Below are 15155 nucleotides of genomic sequence, written 5' to 3' on the forward strand. Positions count from 1 at the left end.
ACCCGTGCATGATGCCACCTGAGGACCACGGCAGAGGGGGCTTCGGGATGGGCGAGGCGACGGGGGTCGAGGGGACGGGGACGGGCACCAGGGTGGAGTCGTCGGCACTCGTGCTGTCGTGGATCCCCTCGGAATCGATGCCACCGGTCGTCCGCGCGGCGTTCGACCTGGGCCTGGCGCACTTCGATCCGCCGCCACCCGAGGTCGTCACCGACCTTGACGCACTACAGGCGCAGAACGCCTTCCGTTTCGCGAACCGCCTCAGCGCCTGGATCGAGGTACGCGACGGTCGCATCGTCGACCACGGGTACGACGGAACGTTCCACATGGGTGTCACCACCCTCTCGTTCGGCAAGCGCGACGTGTCGTTCGCCGCGGTCGAGCACCCGATCGAGCAGCCCGCGCCCCAGGTCACCGAGACCTCGGTGCGATTCCTGCAGACGGTCGGGTGCCGCACCGGCGTGCCCATGCCCCGTCCGGTGAAACGCAAGCCCTACGTACAGGTGGTGGCGCCACCGGTGTGGACGACCCTGGCGCTGACCCTCCATGCCGATGGACGGGCCGAGCAGGAGATCGTCCAGGCCAGCCCCTTCCCGCGCCACTGGCTCTACGACGGCGAGGGCCGGCTGGTGGCCAAGACCGGCGTACTCGGGCTGCTGGAGTTCGCGGGCGAGACCCTGACCGGTGAGACGCCCTGGGGCACCGGCGACGACCGTGCGCCCGTGCTCGTACCCGCGGAGTCGGCGCTGGAGCGGCGACTGTCCGAGACGGTCATGCGCGGTGGGAAGGAACCAGCGTTCCGCACGCTCAAACCGCAGGAGACCCTGGTCGAGCAGGGCGAGCCCGGCGACGCGCTGTTCCTCCTGCTCGACGGGCTGCTCATGGTCGAGGTGGACGGGGAACCCGTGGCGGAGCTCGGGCCGGGCGCCATCCTCGGGGAACGGGCCGTCCTGGAGGGTGAGCGGCGCACCGCGACGCTGCGGGCGACGACCCGCGCCAAGGTCGCCGTGGTCGCCGCCGATCAGGTCGAGCGCGCAGCGCTGGCCGAGCTCAGCGAGGGTCACCGGCGCGAGGAGCACCGGTCGAGCTGAGGGCACGGAGCCGCGCCACGTCACGGAGCCCCACCGCGTGGCCCTTCTCCGCGTAGCGGTCCTCGGCGACGTCGAGCGCACGGGCGGCGGCCGCCGGCGAACCCTCGTCGACCAGGATCTCCGAAAGCAGCAGGGACGCATCCCCCTGCAGGACGGGACTGTCCGTGGTCGAGGCGATGGCGACGGCGTCCCGCGCCGACGTCACCGCCGCCGAATGGTCCCGGGCCCCCCTGGCGAGACGGGCCTCCGCCATACGCAGACGCACCTGGGCCTCGACGTCGTCCGCCGCGGCGTTGCGCCGTGCCTGCTCGGTGAGTCGGACGACCTCGGGGTCGTCCGGGTCCGGCAGGCAGACCGCGACCGTCGCGGCGACCACGGCCGCCTGGGCGTGGTCGCCCATCTCCTCGAGCAGCGCCATGCCGGATCGCAGGGCATCGAGAGCTGCTTCCGGCACGCCGACCAGCCGTTCGACATGCCCCTGCAACACGGTCGCCGCCGCCGCCCAGTACCGCTGCCCCAGCTCGGCGAAGCGCACCTGCGCGCCGACCAGCGCGTCCCGGGCAGCATCACCCTCCCCCGACATCGCCCGCAGGAGGGCCACGATCTGCAGGACGCGGGCCTCGAGGGCCGGCTCGCCGGCGTAGCGCTCGAGCAACGACGTGCACCGGGCCAGCGCCTCTTCCACCGGCCACGGCCCCAGCGGCAGGACGAATGCGGCCGCGACGGCATTCTCCCGCTCCTCCGCCTCATCACCCGCGGCGCGCGCGTGGCTCTCGGCCCGCTCCATCGCCTGCAGGGCGTCGGCGAACCGCCCCCGCAGGAAGTGGACCTCCGCGCGCAGCCCCCACGCCCGACCGAGACCCCGATCGTCGGCGGCGGCCGTGAAGACCGCGATGGCCTCGTCGGACACCTCGGTGGCGTAGGCCGCCCAACCGTCGAGATCGACGTTGGAGCGCACCCAGGCGGCGCTGAGCAGCGCATGCATCCGGACGTGGCGGTCACCCGCGAGCTCGGCCGTGCGGATGGCGCGCCGGAGCTCGTCCTCGGCTGCGGCGAAGTTCCCGACCTCGGCGAAGGCGCGGCCGCGATCGGTGAGCAGCTGGGCCAGGCGGGGATCGTCGGGAGGAAGGCGGTCGACGGCGTGGCCGAGGAGCCGGACGGCCGCGGGCATGTCACCACGTGCGAGGGCGCGGCACCCTGCGTCGGCGGCACGCTGGCCGTGTCGGGTCGCGAGCAGCCCGATGCGTACGTCGGTCGGCTCGAGCCGTACGCGTTCGTCGAGGGCCCGCTCGAGGTGCAGGAGCACGAACTCGTCGACGCGTGGGCTGGGTGACCTGGCCTCGAGCGCGGCGGCGTGCCGTTCGTGCAGATCGGCACGCAGCCGCCGCGGCAACCCGGCGTAGACCGCGTCACGGACGAACTTGTGCCGGAACTCGTAGCCCTCGGGGCCCGGGCGCAACAGCTCGCGGTCCACGAGTCGCTCGGCCCGCGCGACCACGTCGTCGTGCTCGGCCTCCGCGGTCAGTGCCGCGACGGCGTCGCACGAGAACGCCTCGCCGCAGACCGCCGCGCGCCCCAGGAACGCGCGGTCCTCGGCGTCGAGGCGGTCGATACGGGAGGCGAGCAGCAGGTGGATACTGGCGGGCAGGGCCAGCTGCCCCTCGGGTTCGGCCAACGACCACGAGCCGTCGGTCGTCCGGCGCAGCGATCCGGCCTCGACCAGGGTGGCGACGAGCTCCTCGAGGAAGAGCGGGTTGCCCGCCGCGGCTGCGGTCAGGCGCTCGACGGCGAGGGGGTCGACCGGCCCATCCAGGCGGTCGTCGACCAGGCGGGCGACGTCACGATCCTCGAGGGGAGCAAGGGTGAGCGACAGCGCGCCGGTCGTGCCGCCCGCCCAACCCGGCCGGTGTTCCAGGAGTTCGGGACGGGCGATCCCCAGCAGCAGCAACGGACCGGATCGCGACCGGGCGAGGCGGTCGAGCAGGTCGAGCAGTGGCGGTTCGGCGTTGTGGAGGTCGTCGATCACGATCGCGAGACCAGCGTCGCCGGCGCAGGCGGCGAGAAGGTCGGCGAGCGCATCGTCGGGATCGACCGAGAGCACCGCGTCGGTCAGACCCACCGCCGCTGCGGCGGTCGACAGGGTCTCCGATGGGACCGCTCCACCTGCCAGCGTCGCGAGCTTGTCGTGGATCTCCTCCTGCGTGTCCGCGTCCGTGATGCCGGCGGCGGATGCGAGCGCCTCCGCCAGGGGCCAGTAGGTGACCCCGTCGCCGTAGGGCAGACACCGGCCGTAGAGCGTCCGTACGGGCGCCTGTTCGAGGGCGGTCGTCGCGAGCCGGGTCTTGCCGATCCCGGCCGCCCCGTAGACGGTGAGCAGGTGGGGTGCGCCGGCTTGCAGCGTCCGACGCACGGTCCACGCGACCAGCTCCAGCTCGGCCTCGCGGCCCACGAACGGCAGGTCGAACCGGCGCGCCTGGGCGACGGCACCGGCGTCGACCTCGCGCACCCGGTACGCACGCAGTGGCGCCGCCTTGCCGCGGACGCGCAGCGGCTCGAGGACGTCGACGACCACGGCATGACGCACCAGTCCGCAGGTGGTCTCACCGATCAGGACCTCCCCGGGCGCCGCGACCTGCTCGAGCCTGGCCGCGACGTTGACGGCATCACCGGTGGCCAGCGTGCGCCCACCGGCGCCGCCGACGAGCACCTCACCGGTGTTCACACCCAGTCGCCACTGCAGGGTCACACGTCCAGGGACGGCGGCGGCCGCCATCCCTTCCACCTCGTCGCGAATCTCGACGGCGGCGCGCACGGCCCGGAGCGCGTCGTCCTCGTGCACCGTCGGCAGGCCGAAGACGGCCATCACGGCGTCGCCGATGAATTTCTCCACGACGCCGCCGTGGCGCGAGACGATGGTCTGGATCCGCTCGAAGTACCGGTTGAGCACGGCGCGGTAGGCCTCGGGATCGTGCCGTTCGCCGAGGTCCGTCGACCCGACCACGTCGGCGAACAGCACCGTGACGACCTTCCGAGCCTCGTCGTCGCCGGCGTGCCGCGGCTGACCGCAGCCGAGACAGAACCTGGCGTGCGCCGGGTTCTGCTCCCCACACGTCCCACACGTGTCCACCGACGAAGCGTACTCCCGGGGCGTTTCCGCCGGGCCGGCGCCCGGGAGAAACGTCCTGCCGTCCGGTCACCCCGATCGGGGGTCGCCGCTAGCGTCGCCCGCACCGTGGCGCGTGTCCACGGGGAACCGGAGGGGAGCCGTGAGCGAGAACGTGTATGGCGAGATGGACCAGTTGACCGCGAACGAGTTCGTGCCCGTCTCGGTGCACGTGCATGTCGACGACCTCGCGTCCTTCTACACCGCCATCGCCCAGTGGTGGCAGGACGTGGACGGCAAGGGAGCGAAGGGCCGGCTGCGGGTCGCGTGACGCCCGGGCACGCCGAGATCCCCTGATCGGTCGCTCCCTCGCGTCGCGCCTGCCATGCTGGTGTCGGGAGGAACCGGCGGACAGGTGGGAACGTCGTGGGCGCGAAGCGGTCGCCGACGTCCGAACGCCTGCGCTTCGACCTCGTCGGCCCGTTCACGGTGTCCCGCGGCGGCCGCCGGCTGCCGCTGCGGGACCTCGGCAGCCGCAAGGAACGGACGTTGCTGCAGGTCCTGCTCCTGCACCCCGACGAGGTGGTGTCGCTGGACCGCATCGAGGACATCCTCTGGAACGGTGCCCCACCCGCGACGGCGAAGCGCACCGTCGCGAGCCTCGTCAGCCGCCTGCGTGCGCGGCTCGGCAGCGATCTCCTCGAGGGCGCCGCAGGCGGATACCGGCTGCTGATGCATCCGTCGCTCGAGACGGATCTGTGCGAAGCGCAACGGCTGACACGGGTCGCCGTCGCACGTCTCGACGCGCGGGAACCTTCGCTCGCCCTGTCCGCGGCGACCCGTGCACTGGAGCTCGTCGGCAGCGGCGCGCTGCTCGCCGACGAGACCGATGCGCCGTGGGTCGAACCGCACCGTGCCGCGCTGCTCACCCTGCGCCGTACGCTGCGGCGGGTCGGCTGGGACGCGGCCCTGCTGCTGCGTGACCACGAGGTCGCACTCCAGCTCGCCGAGGCCGCCTGCGCGGACGACCCCTTGGACGAGGAGGCGACGCGGGCCGTGATGCGCGCGGCCCAGCTGCGCGGTCAACCGCCCGTCGGGCTCGTCGCGTTCGATCGGCTCCGGCGTGCGCTGGCGGAACAGCTGGGCACCGACCCGTCGGTGCAGACGCTACGGGTCCACACGGCGCTCCTGCGCGAGGAGTCGCCGGACCCGGTGCCCGCGTTCGGTCGACCATCGGTCTCCCCCGGAGAGCCTGCGGCTGGCGAGTTCGTCGGCCGGGCCGCCGAACTGCGCGAACTCGAGCGTCGATGGTCCGAGGCCGCCGGGGGCCGGGGTGGGATGGTGCTGTTGGTCGGGGAAGCCGGCGTCGGCAAGACCCGACTGGCCCTGCAACTGCTGACGTCCGCCGAGGCCACCGGCGGCACCGTCGCGCGGGTGCGGTGCTACGAGGCGGAGCGCTCGCTGTTGCTGGCACCGATCGTCGAGGTGGTGCACGAGCTCGTCCGGCAGACGCCGCCAGCGCGCGTCCGGGAGTCGGCCGGGGCCTGGGCCGCCGCCCTGGCCGCGCTCTCGCCGGAGCTCGAGGAGCTCCTCGGAACTCCCGCACGCGAGCGCGCAGACCCCGAGGTCGCGCGGCAACGGACCTTTCAGGCCATCACCTTCCTCGTCGGACAGCTCGCCGCCCAGCGGCCGGTGGTGGTCTTCGTCGACGACCTGCACCACGCCGGGGCGGCGACCGTCGAGCTGCTGCACTACATCCATCGGCACACCAGCGACCACCGGCTGCTCGTGCTGGCCACCGTCCGCGCCGAGGAGGGCCGGTCGGTGCTCGCCGACCTCGGTTCGACCGCGCAGGTCCTCGACGTGGGGCGACTCTCGGACCGGGCCGTCGCCGCGCTCGTCGAGCGGGCCGGTGCCGAGCGGTTCCTGCCACGCATCCTCGCGCTCACGCGCGGGCACGCACTCTCGGTCGTGGAGTCGCTGCGCGCGCTGGCCGAGGCCGGACCCGACGTCGCCGAACCGCCCGTGCCGTCGTCGCTGCGCGCGGCGGTCCTGCGACGGGTCGAGCGTGCCGGTCCCGACGTCGAGCACCTGCTCCGCACGGCCGCGGTGCTCGGGGCGACCTTCGACCTCGAGACGCTGGCGGCACTGCTCGGGCTCGCACCCGACGCAGCGGCCCAGCGGGTCGAGCAGGCGATGTCGGCCGGGCTCGTGGTCGAGGAGGGACCGAGGTTCGGGTTCAGCAACGACCTGACGCGTGAGATCGTGTACCAGGACACGCCCGCTGCGGTTCGACGACTGCGCCATCAGCGCGCCGCCGAGCTGCTGATCGGCCAACCGGAAGCGGCCGCGAACCACGCGGCAGCCGTGGGCGACTGGGCCGCGGCACACGTGGCCTGGCTGACCGCAGCCGACCGCGCCGCCGAGCGCTACGCCAACCGGGACGCCGAGGAACTGCTGCACCGGGCCATCGTCGCCGGCGAGGCCGCCGCCGACCCCGTCGGCATCGCCCGTGCCCGGCTCGGCCGCGCCCGGGTCCGGGAGGCCCTGGCCGACTACCAGGGTGCCTTCGAGGACCTGGAGACCGCCGCGGAACTCGCGCGCGGAAGCGCCCGGCCGGAGCTGGAGGCCGCCGCGCTCCGCGCACTCGGTGGTGACGTCATCGTCGGGTTGGGTCGACCCTCCTCCGACTGCCTGCCCTACCTCGAGGTGGGACTCGCGGTGGCCGAGTCGGCCGCCCTGGGACCGCTCGAGGTCGACCTGATGGGCCGGATCGCGGTCGTGTGGACCAACCGGACCCGGTTCGACCTCGCGGCGGAGATGGCCGAGCGTGCCCTGCGCCGCGCGCGAGCGATCGAGGACGCGCGGACGACGGCGGTGGCACTCGACGCCGTCAAGAACGTGGGCGCCTACACCGGCGACGTGGCGCGACTGCGTCGCGTCCTGCCCGAACTCGAGGCGCTGCTGCACGAGACCGGCGACCTGACGCTGCTGCAGTGGTGCGTCTTCGAGTCGGTCATCCCGCCGTTGGCGGCGGCCAACTGGGGAGAAGCCGACCTGGTGCTGGCGCGCGCGCTCGCCCTGAACCGCCGTACCGGCCACCCGTGGGGATCGTTGTTCCTCGCCCAACGTTCCTGGCTGCACCGCGCCCGCGGCCACTACGGGGCAGCCGTCGACGATGCCGGGAGCGCGGGTCGGGCCGCGATCGCGGGGCACCACCCCTGGTGGACGGCGTTCTCGCACGCCATGCTCGGGTGGGTGCTGAGTGACGCGGGTGCGCACGAAGCGGCGATCGCCACCCTCGAGGCGGGTCTGGCAGCCGTCGAACGGGACGGCATGGACAGCTACCTGCTGCGGTGTGTCAGCCACCTCGCGCTCGCCTGCTGGCGGGCGGGCGACGTCTGCACGGCGGACCGTCATCTCGCCCGCGCAGCACGGTTGCTCGACCAGGTGCGAACCCCCCCGGGCACGGCCTTTCTCCATGCGGCCCACGCCTATGGTGCGGTCGCTCGGCTGCTGATCGCGAAGGGAGCGCTCGCCGAAGCGCTCGAACTGCTGGACCGGCTGCGACCGGCCGCGGAGCGGTCCGGTTGGGTCGAGGTGGTCGCCAGCGACCGCCTGCTCCGCGGACGAGCGCGGCTGCTGGACGGCGACGCCCGAGCGGCACGCCGGTGCCTCGACGAGGGCGTCCGCCTGGCGGAGCAGGCATCCCTGCGCCCGCTCGCCTGGGAGTTCCACGAGGCGCTTGCCCACCTCGAGCGACACGAGGGTGACCACCAGCGGACCACCGGCGAGGAGGCGGCTGCGACGGTCCACCTCGAAGTCGTCGCCGCCTCGATCCCCGACGCCGGTCTGCGGGCAGGGCTGCTAGCCGTCGCTGCCCGCCGCCGCACCGAGCCCAGCGGTGAACCTGCCGGCTGATCCGCTCCTCTGCAACGGCGCTGCAACAGCTCCTGTCACGGTGTCCGGACACCCGATAAGGAGGACCGGCATGACGACGACCGCACGACCGACGAGCGAGGTGGAGGCCGAGATCAAGGACACGCTCGGGCTCGTCCCGAGCTTCTTCAGCACGCTGCCGGAGGACACGCTCGACCACGAGTGGCAGCTGTTCCGGCGGATGGAACTCGGCGAGACCGTCATCCCCAACAAGTACAAGGAACTGCTGATGCTGGCGGTCCACGCGGAGACGCGGTGCCGCTACTGCACCCTGTTCCACACCGAAGCCGCGAAGTTGTTCGGCGCCACCGAGGAAGAGATCCAGGAAGCGGTCCACCTCGCCAAGTACACGGTCGGGTGGAGCGTCTATCTCAACGGCATGCGCGAGGACGAAGGCCGGTTCGCGGAGGAGCTGGCCCAGATCGGCGAGCACCTCAGCGCCTGACCGGGAGGTGGTGCCGTGAAGCTCGAGCGCATGCGACCGACGGCCTGGCGGGTCACGTTCCATCCGCTCGAGCTCGCGGCGCTGATCTCGGCCGCCCGCTGGGCGGAGGCGGGGGCGGAGGGCGAGTTGCCGCCCGATGCCAGGAAGCAGCTGCGTGCGGTGCTCGACCGCTACGACGAGGCCGTCAACCGCAGCTGACGCACGACGTCGAACATGGGAGAAGACGATGACGCGCAGCGTGATGATCGTGGGGTACGGCGTGCTCGCCTACCTCGTGTTCCTGGGAGCATTCGCCTACACGATGGGGTTCCTGGCGAATGCATTCGTGCCCCGTGGCATCGACGACGGTGCGGTGGGCGCCGTCTGGCTCGCGGTGCTGGTGGATGCAGGACTGCTCGGCCTGTTCGCCCTGCAGCACACCGTGATGGCCCGCCCGGCCTTCAAGCGGTGGTGGACGCGATTCGTCCCGCCGGCGCTCGAACGAAGCACGTTCGTGCTCGCGGCGAGCCTGGTGCTGATCCTGCTGCTCGCGCAGTGGCGACCGCTGCCCACGCCGGTGTGGACGGTGGAGGCCGCGGTGCCACGCATGCTGCTGTGGGCCACCTATGCCCTCGGCTGGATCGTCGTCGTGGCGAGCACCTTCCTGATCGACCACTTCGAACTGTTCGGTCTGCGGCAGGTGGTGGCGCGTGCCCGCGAGCGCCGCCACACGCCCCCGCCGTTCCGGGTCACGCTGCTCTACGCCTTCGTGCGCCACCCGATCATGGTCGGTTTCCTGATCGTGTTCTGGGCCACGCCGGACATGAGCCAGGGTCGCCTGCTGTTCGCGGCACTCGGCACGGCCTACATCGTCGTCGGCGTGCGCTTCGAGGAGCACGACCTGCGTGCACAGCTCGGTGAGCCGTATCGCCGCTACGAGGCCGAGGTGCCCCGCTTCGTCCCGCGGCTACGTCGCCGTCACGGCCGTGGGCAGGTACCGGTGGACGTCGGCGCCTCCGTTGCGCAGGATGGTTGAGGGAGGGCGGGGAGATGCGCGCGCGAGAGGCCGACGTCGAGGGGTACGTCGAGCACGGCGGCGTCAAGATCCACTACGAGGTGCACGGCACGGGCTCGCCCACGCTGCTCCTGCTCCCCACCTGGACGTTGATCCACCGACGGTTCTGGAAGCCGCAGCTGGCCTACCTCGCCCGCCACTTCCGGGTGGTGACCTACGACGGCCCGGGGAACGGGCGGTCGGCGCGCCCACTCGATCCCGCCGCCTACTTCCACGACACCCAGTGCGCCTACGCGCTCGCGGTCCTCGACGCGACCGAGACGGCCCGCGCCTGCATCGTGTCGCTGTCCAAGGGTTCGTACTGGACGCTCGCCCTGGCCGCGGAGCATCCCGAACGCGTGCTCGGATGCGTGTTCATCGCACCGTCGCTGGACCTCGCCGACCAGGCCGGAGCCCGGGAGCGCGGCGAGACCGGGACCGACGCCCCCACGCCGACCCTCCCGCCATCGGCCGTCCCCCTGGGCGGGAGCGATCCGCCCCGGCACTGGGCCAAGCACGACCTGCGGTACATGCGGGACCACCACGAGGACTACCTGTGGTTCTTCTTCGGCCAGTGCTTTCCCGAGGCGCACTCGACCAAGCAGATCGAGGACTGCGTCTCGTGGGGACTCGACACCACGCCCGATGTGCTGGCCGCCGAGCAGGCCGGGGAGAAGGCCCCCGACCGATCCGAACTCGAGCAGGCGTGCGGACGCGTCCGCTGTCCCGTGCTCGTGATCCATGGCGACCACGACCACGTGTCGCCGCTGAGGCGCGCCGAGCGGCTGGCCGCGTTGACGCGCGGACAGCTCCTGGTGCTCGAGGGCGGCGGCCACCTGCCCGCCGCGCGCGATCCCGTCGCCGTCAACCTCGCCATCCGACGGTTCGTGGCGCGGCTCGGACCTGCCCCCGCCGGGCACCTCCGCTGGCGCCGCGCCACCGGCCGGTCGAAGCGGGTGCTCTACCTCTCCTCACCCATCGGCCTCGGGCACGCGCGTCGGGACCTCGCCATCGCGCAGGAACTTCGCCGGCACCACCCCGACGTGGAGGTGGAGTGGCTCGCCCAACACCCCGTGACCGCCGTGCTCGAGCGAGCCGGCGAGACGATCCATCCGGCGAGTCGCTGGCTGGCCAACGAGTCCAGCCACATCGAGGCGGAGGCCGGTGAACACGACCTGCACTGCTTCCAGGCGCTGCGCGAGATGGACGAGATCCTCGTGGCGAACTTCATGCTGTTCGACGAGGTGACGACCGAGCGTGACTACGACCTCGTCGTGGGCGACGAAGCCTGGGACGTCGACTACTTCCTGCACGAGAACCCCGAGCTGAAGCGCTTCGCCTACGCCTGGTTCACCGACTTCGTCGGGATGCTTCCCATGCCGGGCAGCGGCCGCTGGCCACCCTCCGGATCGGTCGACGCCGACGTCCGTGAGGCGCTCGTGGCATCCGACGTCAACGCCCAGATGATCGAGCACATCGAACGGTTCCCCAACGTGCGCGACCGCGCCATCTTCGTCGGCAACCCGTCCGACGTCGTCCCGCTGCGGTTCGGGCCGGACCTGCCCGAGATCCGCAGCTGGACGCGCGCGCACTACGACTTCCCGGGGTACGTGACCGGCTTCGACCCGGCCCACGTCGAAGACCGCGAGTCGCTGCGAGCCGAGCTCGGCTACGCACCGGACGAACAGGTCTGCCTCGTCACCGTTGGCGGGTCGGGTGTCGGCGTCGACCTGCTACGACGGACGATCGAGGCCCTCCCCCTCGCGCGCCGGCACGTGCCGGGGCTTCGCATGGTCGTCGTCACCGGGCCACGCATCGCGGCCGACCAACTGCCTCGGCAGGACGGCCTCGAGGTGCGCAGCTTCGTCCCCGAGCTCCACCGGCACCTGGCGGCCTGCGATCTCGCCGTCGTGCAGGGCGGGCTCACGACGTGCATGGAGCTGACGGCCGCACGTCGGCCGTTCGTGTACGTGCCGCTGCGCCACCACTTCGAGCAGAACCACCACGTCCGCCATCGGCTGGACCGCTACCGGGCGGGCCGGCGGCTGGAGTATGCCCAGGCCGACCCCGATCACCTCGCCGGACTGATCGCCCGCGAGATCGGTCGGGAGGTGCACTACCGCCCGGTCGAGACCGACGGAGCCGCCCGGGCGGCCGCGCTGCTCGCCGACTTGCTGTGAAGCTTCGGCGTGCCGGTCACCCGCGCGCGATGGCGATGTTGGTCTGCATCGGGATGACGACGTGGTCGCCGTCCCGGTGGCGGTCGACGACGTCTCTCGTCCTCCGGTCGACGGCCTCGAGGTAGCCGGCGAACGCGGCGGGGTCCTCGGCGAAGGCGGGTACGACGGCGGCGTAGGCGTACTCGAGGCGTTCGACGAAGCGGTCGGGGTCGGGAAAGCGGGCCACGACGGACGCCTGCACCACCTCGACCTGCCGGAAGCCGGCCGCCACCAACAGGTCGCGGAGCACCGCCGCGTCGCCGAAGGAGAAGGGGGCGACCAGGTCGCCGTACGAGGCCTGCACGTCGAAACGCGCCAGCTCCGGAAGCTCGGCGTCGGCGAGCGCGGCGAACAACGGATGGTGCTCGAGGCCCTGCCAGACGGCGATCACGGCGCGTCCCCCCACGCGGAGCACCCGTCGCATCTCGCGCGCCCCCGCATCCCGGTCCGGGAAGAACTGCAGCCCCTGCTGGCAGAGGACCAGGTCGAAGGCGGCGTCGGGCAGCGGCAGCGCGGTTCCGTCGCCGTGCTGCCACTCGACCGTGAGGTCGGTCTCCGAGGTGACGGCCCTGGCCACGTCCAGCATGGCCGGGTTCACGTCGACACCGACGACCCGCCCGGTGGTTCCGACGCTCACTGCGACTCGCCGCGTGGCGATCCCCGTGCCGCAGGCGACGTCCAACACGGATTCGCCCGGTGACGGCCGCGCGCGCGAGAGCAGGATGGAAGCCAGCGGCTCGAAGATGGCCGGACCGTAGTAGGCCTGATAGGCCGCGGCGGGAGTGAGCGACGGCTGGGTGCCCATGGGATCCACGTCCTCGGTGATGGTCGTCATGCGGGCAGCCGGAGCATCGGCCACAGCGGCGGTGAGTCGGCCACCTGGAGCTCGGCGAAGGCGACGAAGCCGTGGCGCTCGTAGAGCGCCCGGTTCCTGGGGCTGCTGGCCTCGAGGTAGGCCGGAAGGCGGTCGCGATCGCTCCGCGCCAGGCCCTGCTCGAGCAACCGCGAGCCGTGCCCCTGCCCCTGACACGTGGGGTCGACCCCGATGAAAGGCAGGTACCAGTGCGGTTCGGTGGGATGGTGCTCCGCCATCTGTTCGAGCATGCCGAACGCCGCAGGGCGACGCTCGGGAGCGACCGTCGCGTACATCAGGCCGACGAGCCGCTTGTCGTCGAGTTGCGCGTCGGGTGCGTGCCACAACGCGGCGCCGGCATCCTGGCCGGCGACATCGACGTCACCCGCCTGCAGGGCCGTCTCGGCGAACAGGTCGAGCAGCTCCGGGAAGCGGCGCAGGTAGCTGGGCGCGTCCGGAAGGAACCAGCGGATGACGGGGTCGTCGGCGAAGGCCACGACCAGGGTCGCGATGCTCCGCTCCCGTTGGAGGGCGGGCGGCGGGGTGGATACTTCGGTGACGGGGGCGCGCATCGGTTCTCTCCTGGAACGAGGGACCCGGTCGAACCTACGGACGACGCCCGGTCCCCACCTGGGTGCTGGCACGCAAACGACCACGTAGGTTCCGTCCGCGCCGTGGGCGCGTCGGTCCGCTGCGTCATCGGCGGGTGAGGATCCCCTCGCGGAGGGCGAAGCTGACCGCCGCGGCCCGGGCACTGCGGCCCTGCAGCCCCAACTTCTGGTAGACGGTCGCCAGATGCCGCTCGACCGTGCGGATGCTCAGCACCAGTTCGGCCGCGATGTCCTGGTTCGAGCGTCCCTCCGCCACCAGGGCGAGCACCTCGGTCTCGCGAGGGGTGAGTCCCGCCGGTGACGATCGGCGGCCGAGTCGCGACCTCGGATCGGCGATGTCCAGCCGCGCGAACACCTCGGCTGCGGCGTCGCGCTCGAGGAGCGCCGACTCCCGGTCCCCCAGCTGCTCGCAGGCGGTTGCCAACAGCAGGCGGATCCGGGCGACGTCGTAGGGCGCCTCGTGTTCTCGCGCCGCGTGCAGCGCGTCGCGCAAGACGCGCCGGGCCTCCTCGACCTCGCCACCAGCCAGGAGCACGGCACCTTCCGCCTGCAGGGCCGCCGCCGTGAACCCCGTGGTGCCGTAGCGCCGCGCGATGTCGCGCAATTCCCCGCTCCAGCGCCGGGCCTGGTCCGACTCGCCGACGGCCAGCGCCACCTCGACCGCTGCCGGCAGGAGCCGACCTCGTCCGCAGAGGTCTCCTTCGGTCGCGGCGAGGACCGCGTGGAGCGAGGCGTAGGCGGTGTCCGCCTCCCCGCGGGCGACGCGCAGCAGCGCCAGGCCCGGCTGCGGGTCGCGTCCCAACCGGTGCCCCTCGCGATACGACGCCTCGGCCCCCGCGAGGTCACCGCGAAGGCGTTTCAGCTCACCGAGCAGGTACCGTGCCTCGGCCACGATCTCGACGTCGAAGTGCGCCAGCTCCCCACAGACGTGGACCGCCTCGCCCTCCGCGGCGTCCCAGTCACCCCGTACCTGCAGGATCTGGGCCCGGTGGACCCGGCAGATGCCCATGAACGGGCCGGCCCCGGGCATGGACCGGCACCAGTCGGCGGTCACCTGCGTCCACTCGCCTGCGCGACGCAGGTCGGCGATCTCGTGGCAGGCGACCATGAGATGGCAGTAGACGTTGCCGGCCCATCCGGGGTCGAGCTCCTCGGACATGGCGGCGACCATCGCCTCGTCGAGCAGCGCCATGCCCGCCGCCACCTCACCCCGGCGCACCAGGACCCGTCCTTCACCGAGCACCCCCAGGGCGGTCAGCGTCGGGTCGGCGAACCGCCGGCCCCGCGCTTGGACACGCCGCGCCGCCTCCATGGCACCATCGGGATCGCTGGCCCGGAACGCCGACTCGAAGTCGAGGTACTCGAGGAAGCCGTACTCGATCGTGTCGGTCCGGTCCTCCAGCAGCCGCACGGCACGGCCGATCCAGCCGGACCCCTGCGCTTCCTCACCGCGGATGAGGTGGGTGTAGCCGACGTCGATCGCGACGAGCGCCGCACGGACCGGGTCGTCGAGGTCGAGGTAGCGCTGGTGGACCTGCCGCTGGAGCGCGAGGCAGGCGTCGAGGTCGCCGAGCCACCAGGAACAGTTCGCAAGTGCGTACAGGTCGTCGGGGTGCAGGTCGCGCGTACGGCGGACCTCCGTGAAGTCACCGCGCGCCGTGACCCAGTCGCGGCGCACGTAGGCCTCCCGGGCGCGGTCGAGGACATCCCCGTCGCCGCGGGCGGACCCAGCCACCTCGGCGTCGGTCACGGGGCCACCTGCGCCGTCCCCATGACGACCTCCTCTCGACTCCGAGTATGGCAGCGTCCTCCGACACCCGCCGTCGGCAACGGCCACCGCTTCCCTGAGCTGGGCGGGTCA

The 15155-nt window shown here is 72.5% G+C and carries 11 protein-coding genes; 7 read left to right on the top strand and 4 right to left on the bottom strand.

The window, feature by feature from the left end; genetic code table 11:
- Positions 1-47 precede the first annotated feature (47 nt).
- Positions 48-1091 carry a cyclic nucleotide-binding domain-containing protein gene (locus ACERMF_RS08225; protein WP_373668576.1) on the top strand — a complete coding sequence of 348 codons (1044 nt, stop codon included), beginning with the start codon at positions 48-50 and terminating at the stop codon, positions 1089-1091.
- On the opposite strand, the gene ACERMF_RS08230 is transcribed toward ACERMF_RS08225, so the two are convergent.
- Positions 1051-4218, bottom strand: coding sequence for an adenylate/guanylate cyclase domain-containing protein (locus ACERMF_RS08230; protein ID WP_373668577.1), 3168 nt, complete (start codon positions 4216-4218; stop codon positions 1051-1053). The genes ACERMF_RS08225 and ACERMF_RS08230 overlap by 41 nt on opposite strands.
- Positions 4219-4357: 139 nt before the next feature.
- Between ACERMF_RS08230 and ACERMF_RS08235 the strand changes: the two genes are divergently transcribed.
- The 6 genes from ACERMF_RS08235 to ACERMF_RS08260 all read left to right on the top strand — a co-directional run bounded on the left by ACERMF_RS08235 (position 4358) and on the right by ACERMF_RS08260 (position 11791).
- Positions 4358-4525: a hypothetical protein gene (locus ACERMF_RS08235; RefSeq protein WP_373668578.1), complete on the top strand. Its 168-nt coding sequence runs from the start codon at positions 4358-4360 to the stop codon at positions 4523-4525.
- 95 nt (positions 4526-4620) lie between these two features.
- Positions 4621-8115 (top strand): AAA family ATPase, encoded by a 3495-nt coding sequence (locus ACERMF_RS08240; protein WP_373668579.1) that lies wholly within the window; start codon positions 4621-4623, stop codon positions 8113-8115.
- A gap of 70 nt (positions 8116-8185) precedes the next feature.
- The gene (locus ACERMF_RS08245) at positions 8186-8578 is read left to right on the top strand and encodes a carboxymuconolactone decarboxylase family protein (protein ID WP_373668580.1); all 393 of its coding nucleotides are present in this window, start codon (positions 8186-8188) and stop codon (positions 8576-8578) included.
- A 15-nt stretch (positions 8579-8593) separates the two neighbouring features.
- Positions 8594-8776: a hypothetical protein gene (locus ACERMF_RS08250; RefSeq protein ID WP_373668581.1), complete on the top strand. Its 183-nt coding sequence runs from the start codon at positions 8594-8596 to the stop codon at positions 8774-8776.
- 28 nt (positions 8777-8804) lie between these two features.
- The gene (gene mddA, locus ACERMF_RS08255; RefSeq protein ID WP_373668582.1) at positions 8805-9593 is read left to right on the top strand and encodes a methanethiol S-methyltransferase; all 789 of its coding nucleotides are present in this window, start codon (positions 8805-8807) and stop codon (positions 9591-9593) included.
- Positions 9594-9607: 14 nt separating this feature from the next.
- A complete protein-coding gene (locus tag ACERMF_RS08260) occupies positions 9608-11791 on the top strand; it encodes an alpha/beta fold hydrolase (RefSeq protein ID WP_373668583.1) in 2184 nt (727 codons plus the stop codon).
- Positions 11792-11807: 16 nt separating this feature from the next.
- Here ACERMF_RS08260 and ACERMF_RS08265 read toward each other — a convergent pair whose 3' ends face one another.
- The 3 genes from ACERMF_RS08265 to ACERMF_RS08275 form a co-directional block, all read right to left on the bottom strand.
- Entirely contained in the window at positions 11808-12665 is an 858-nt protein-coding gene (locus tag ACERMF_RS08265; protein WP_373668584.1) for a class I SAM-dependent methyltransferase, read from the bottom strand.
- Positions 12662-13255, bottom strand: coding sequence for a GNAT family N-acetyltransferase (locus ACERMF_RS08270; RefSeq protein ID WP_373668585.1), 594 nt, complete (start codon positions 13253-13255; stop codon positions 12662-12664). Before ACERMF_RS08270 ends, ACERMF_RS08265 begins: the two co-directional genes overlap by 4 nt.
- Positions 13256-13379: 124 nt before the next feature.
- A complete protein-coding gene (locus ACERMF_RS08275) occupies positions 13380-15044 on the bottom strand; it encodes a LuxR C-terminal-related transcriptional regulator (RefSeq protein ID WP_373668586.1) in 1665 nt (554 codons plus the stop codon).
- Positions 15045-15155 lie beyond the last annotated feature (111 nt).

Source organism: Egicoccus sp. AB-alg6-2 (assembly GCF_041821025.1).
Classification (GTDB): Bacteria; Actinomycetota; Nitriliruptoria; order Nitriliruptorales; family Nitriliruptoraceae; genus Egicoccus.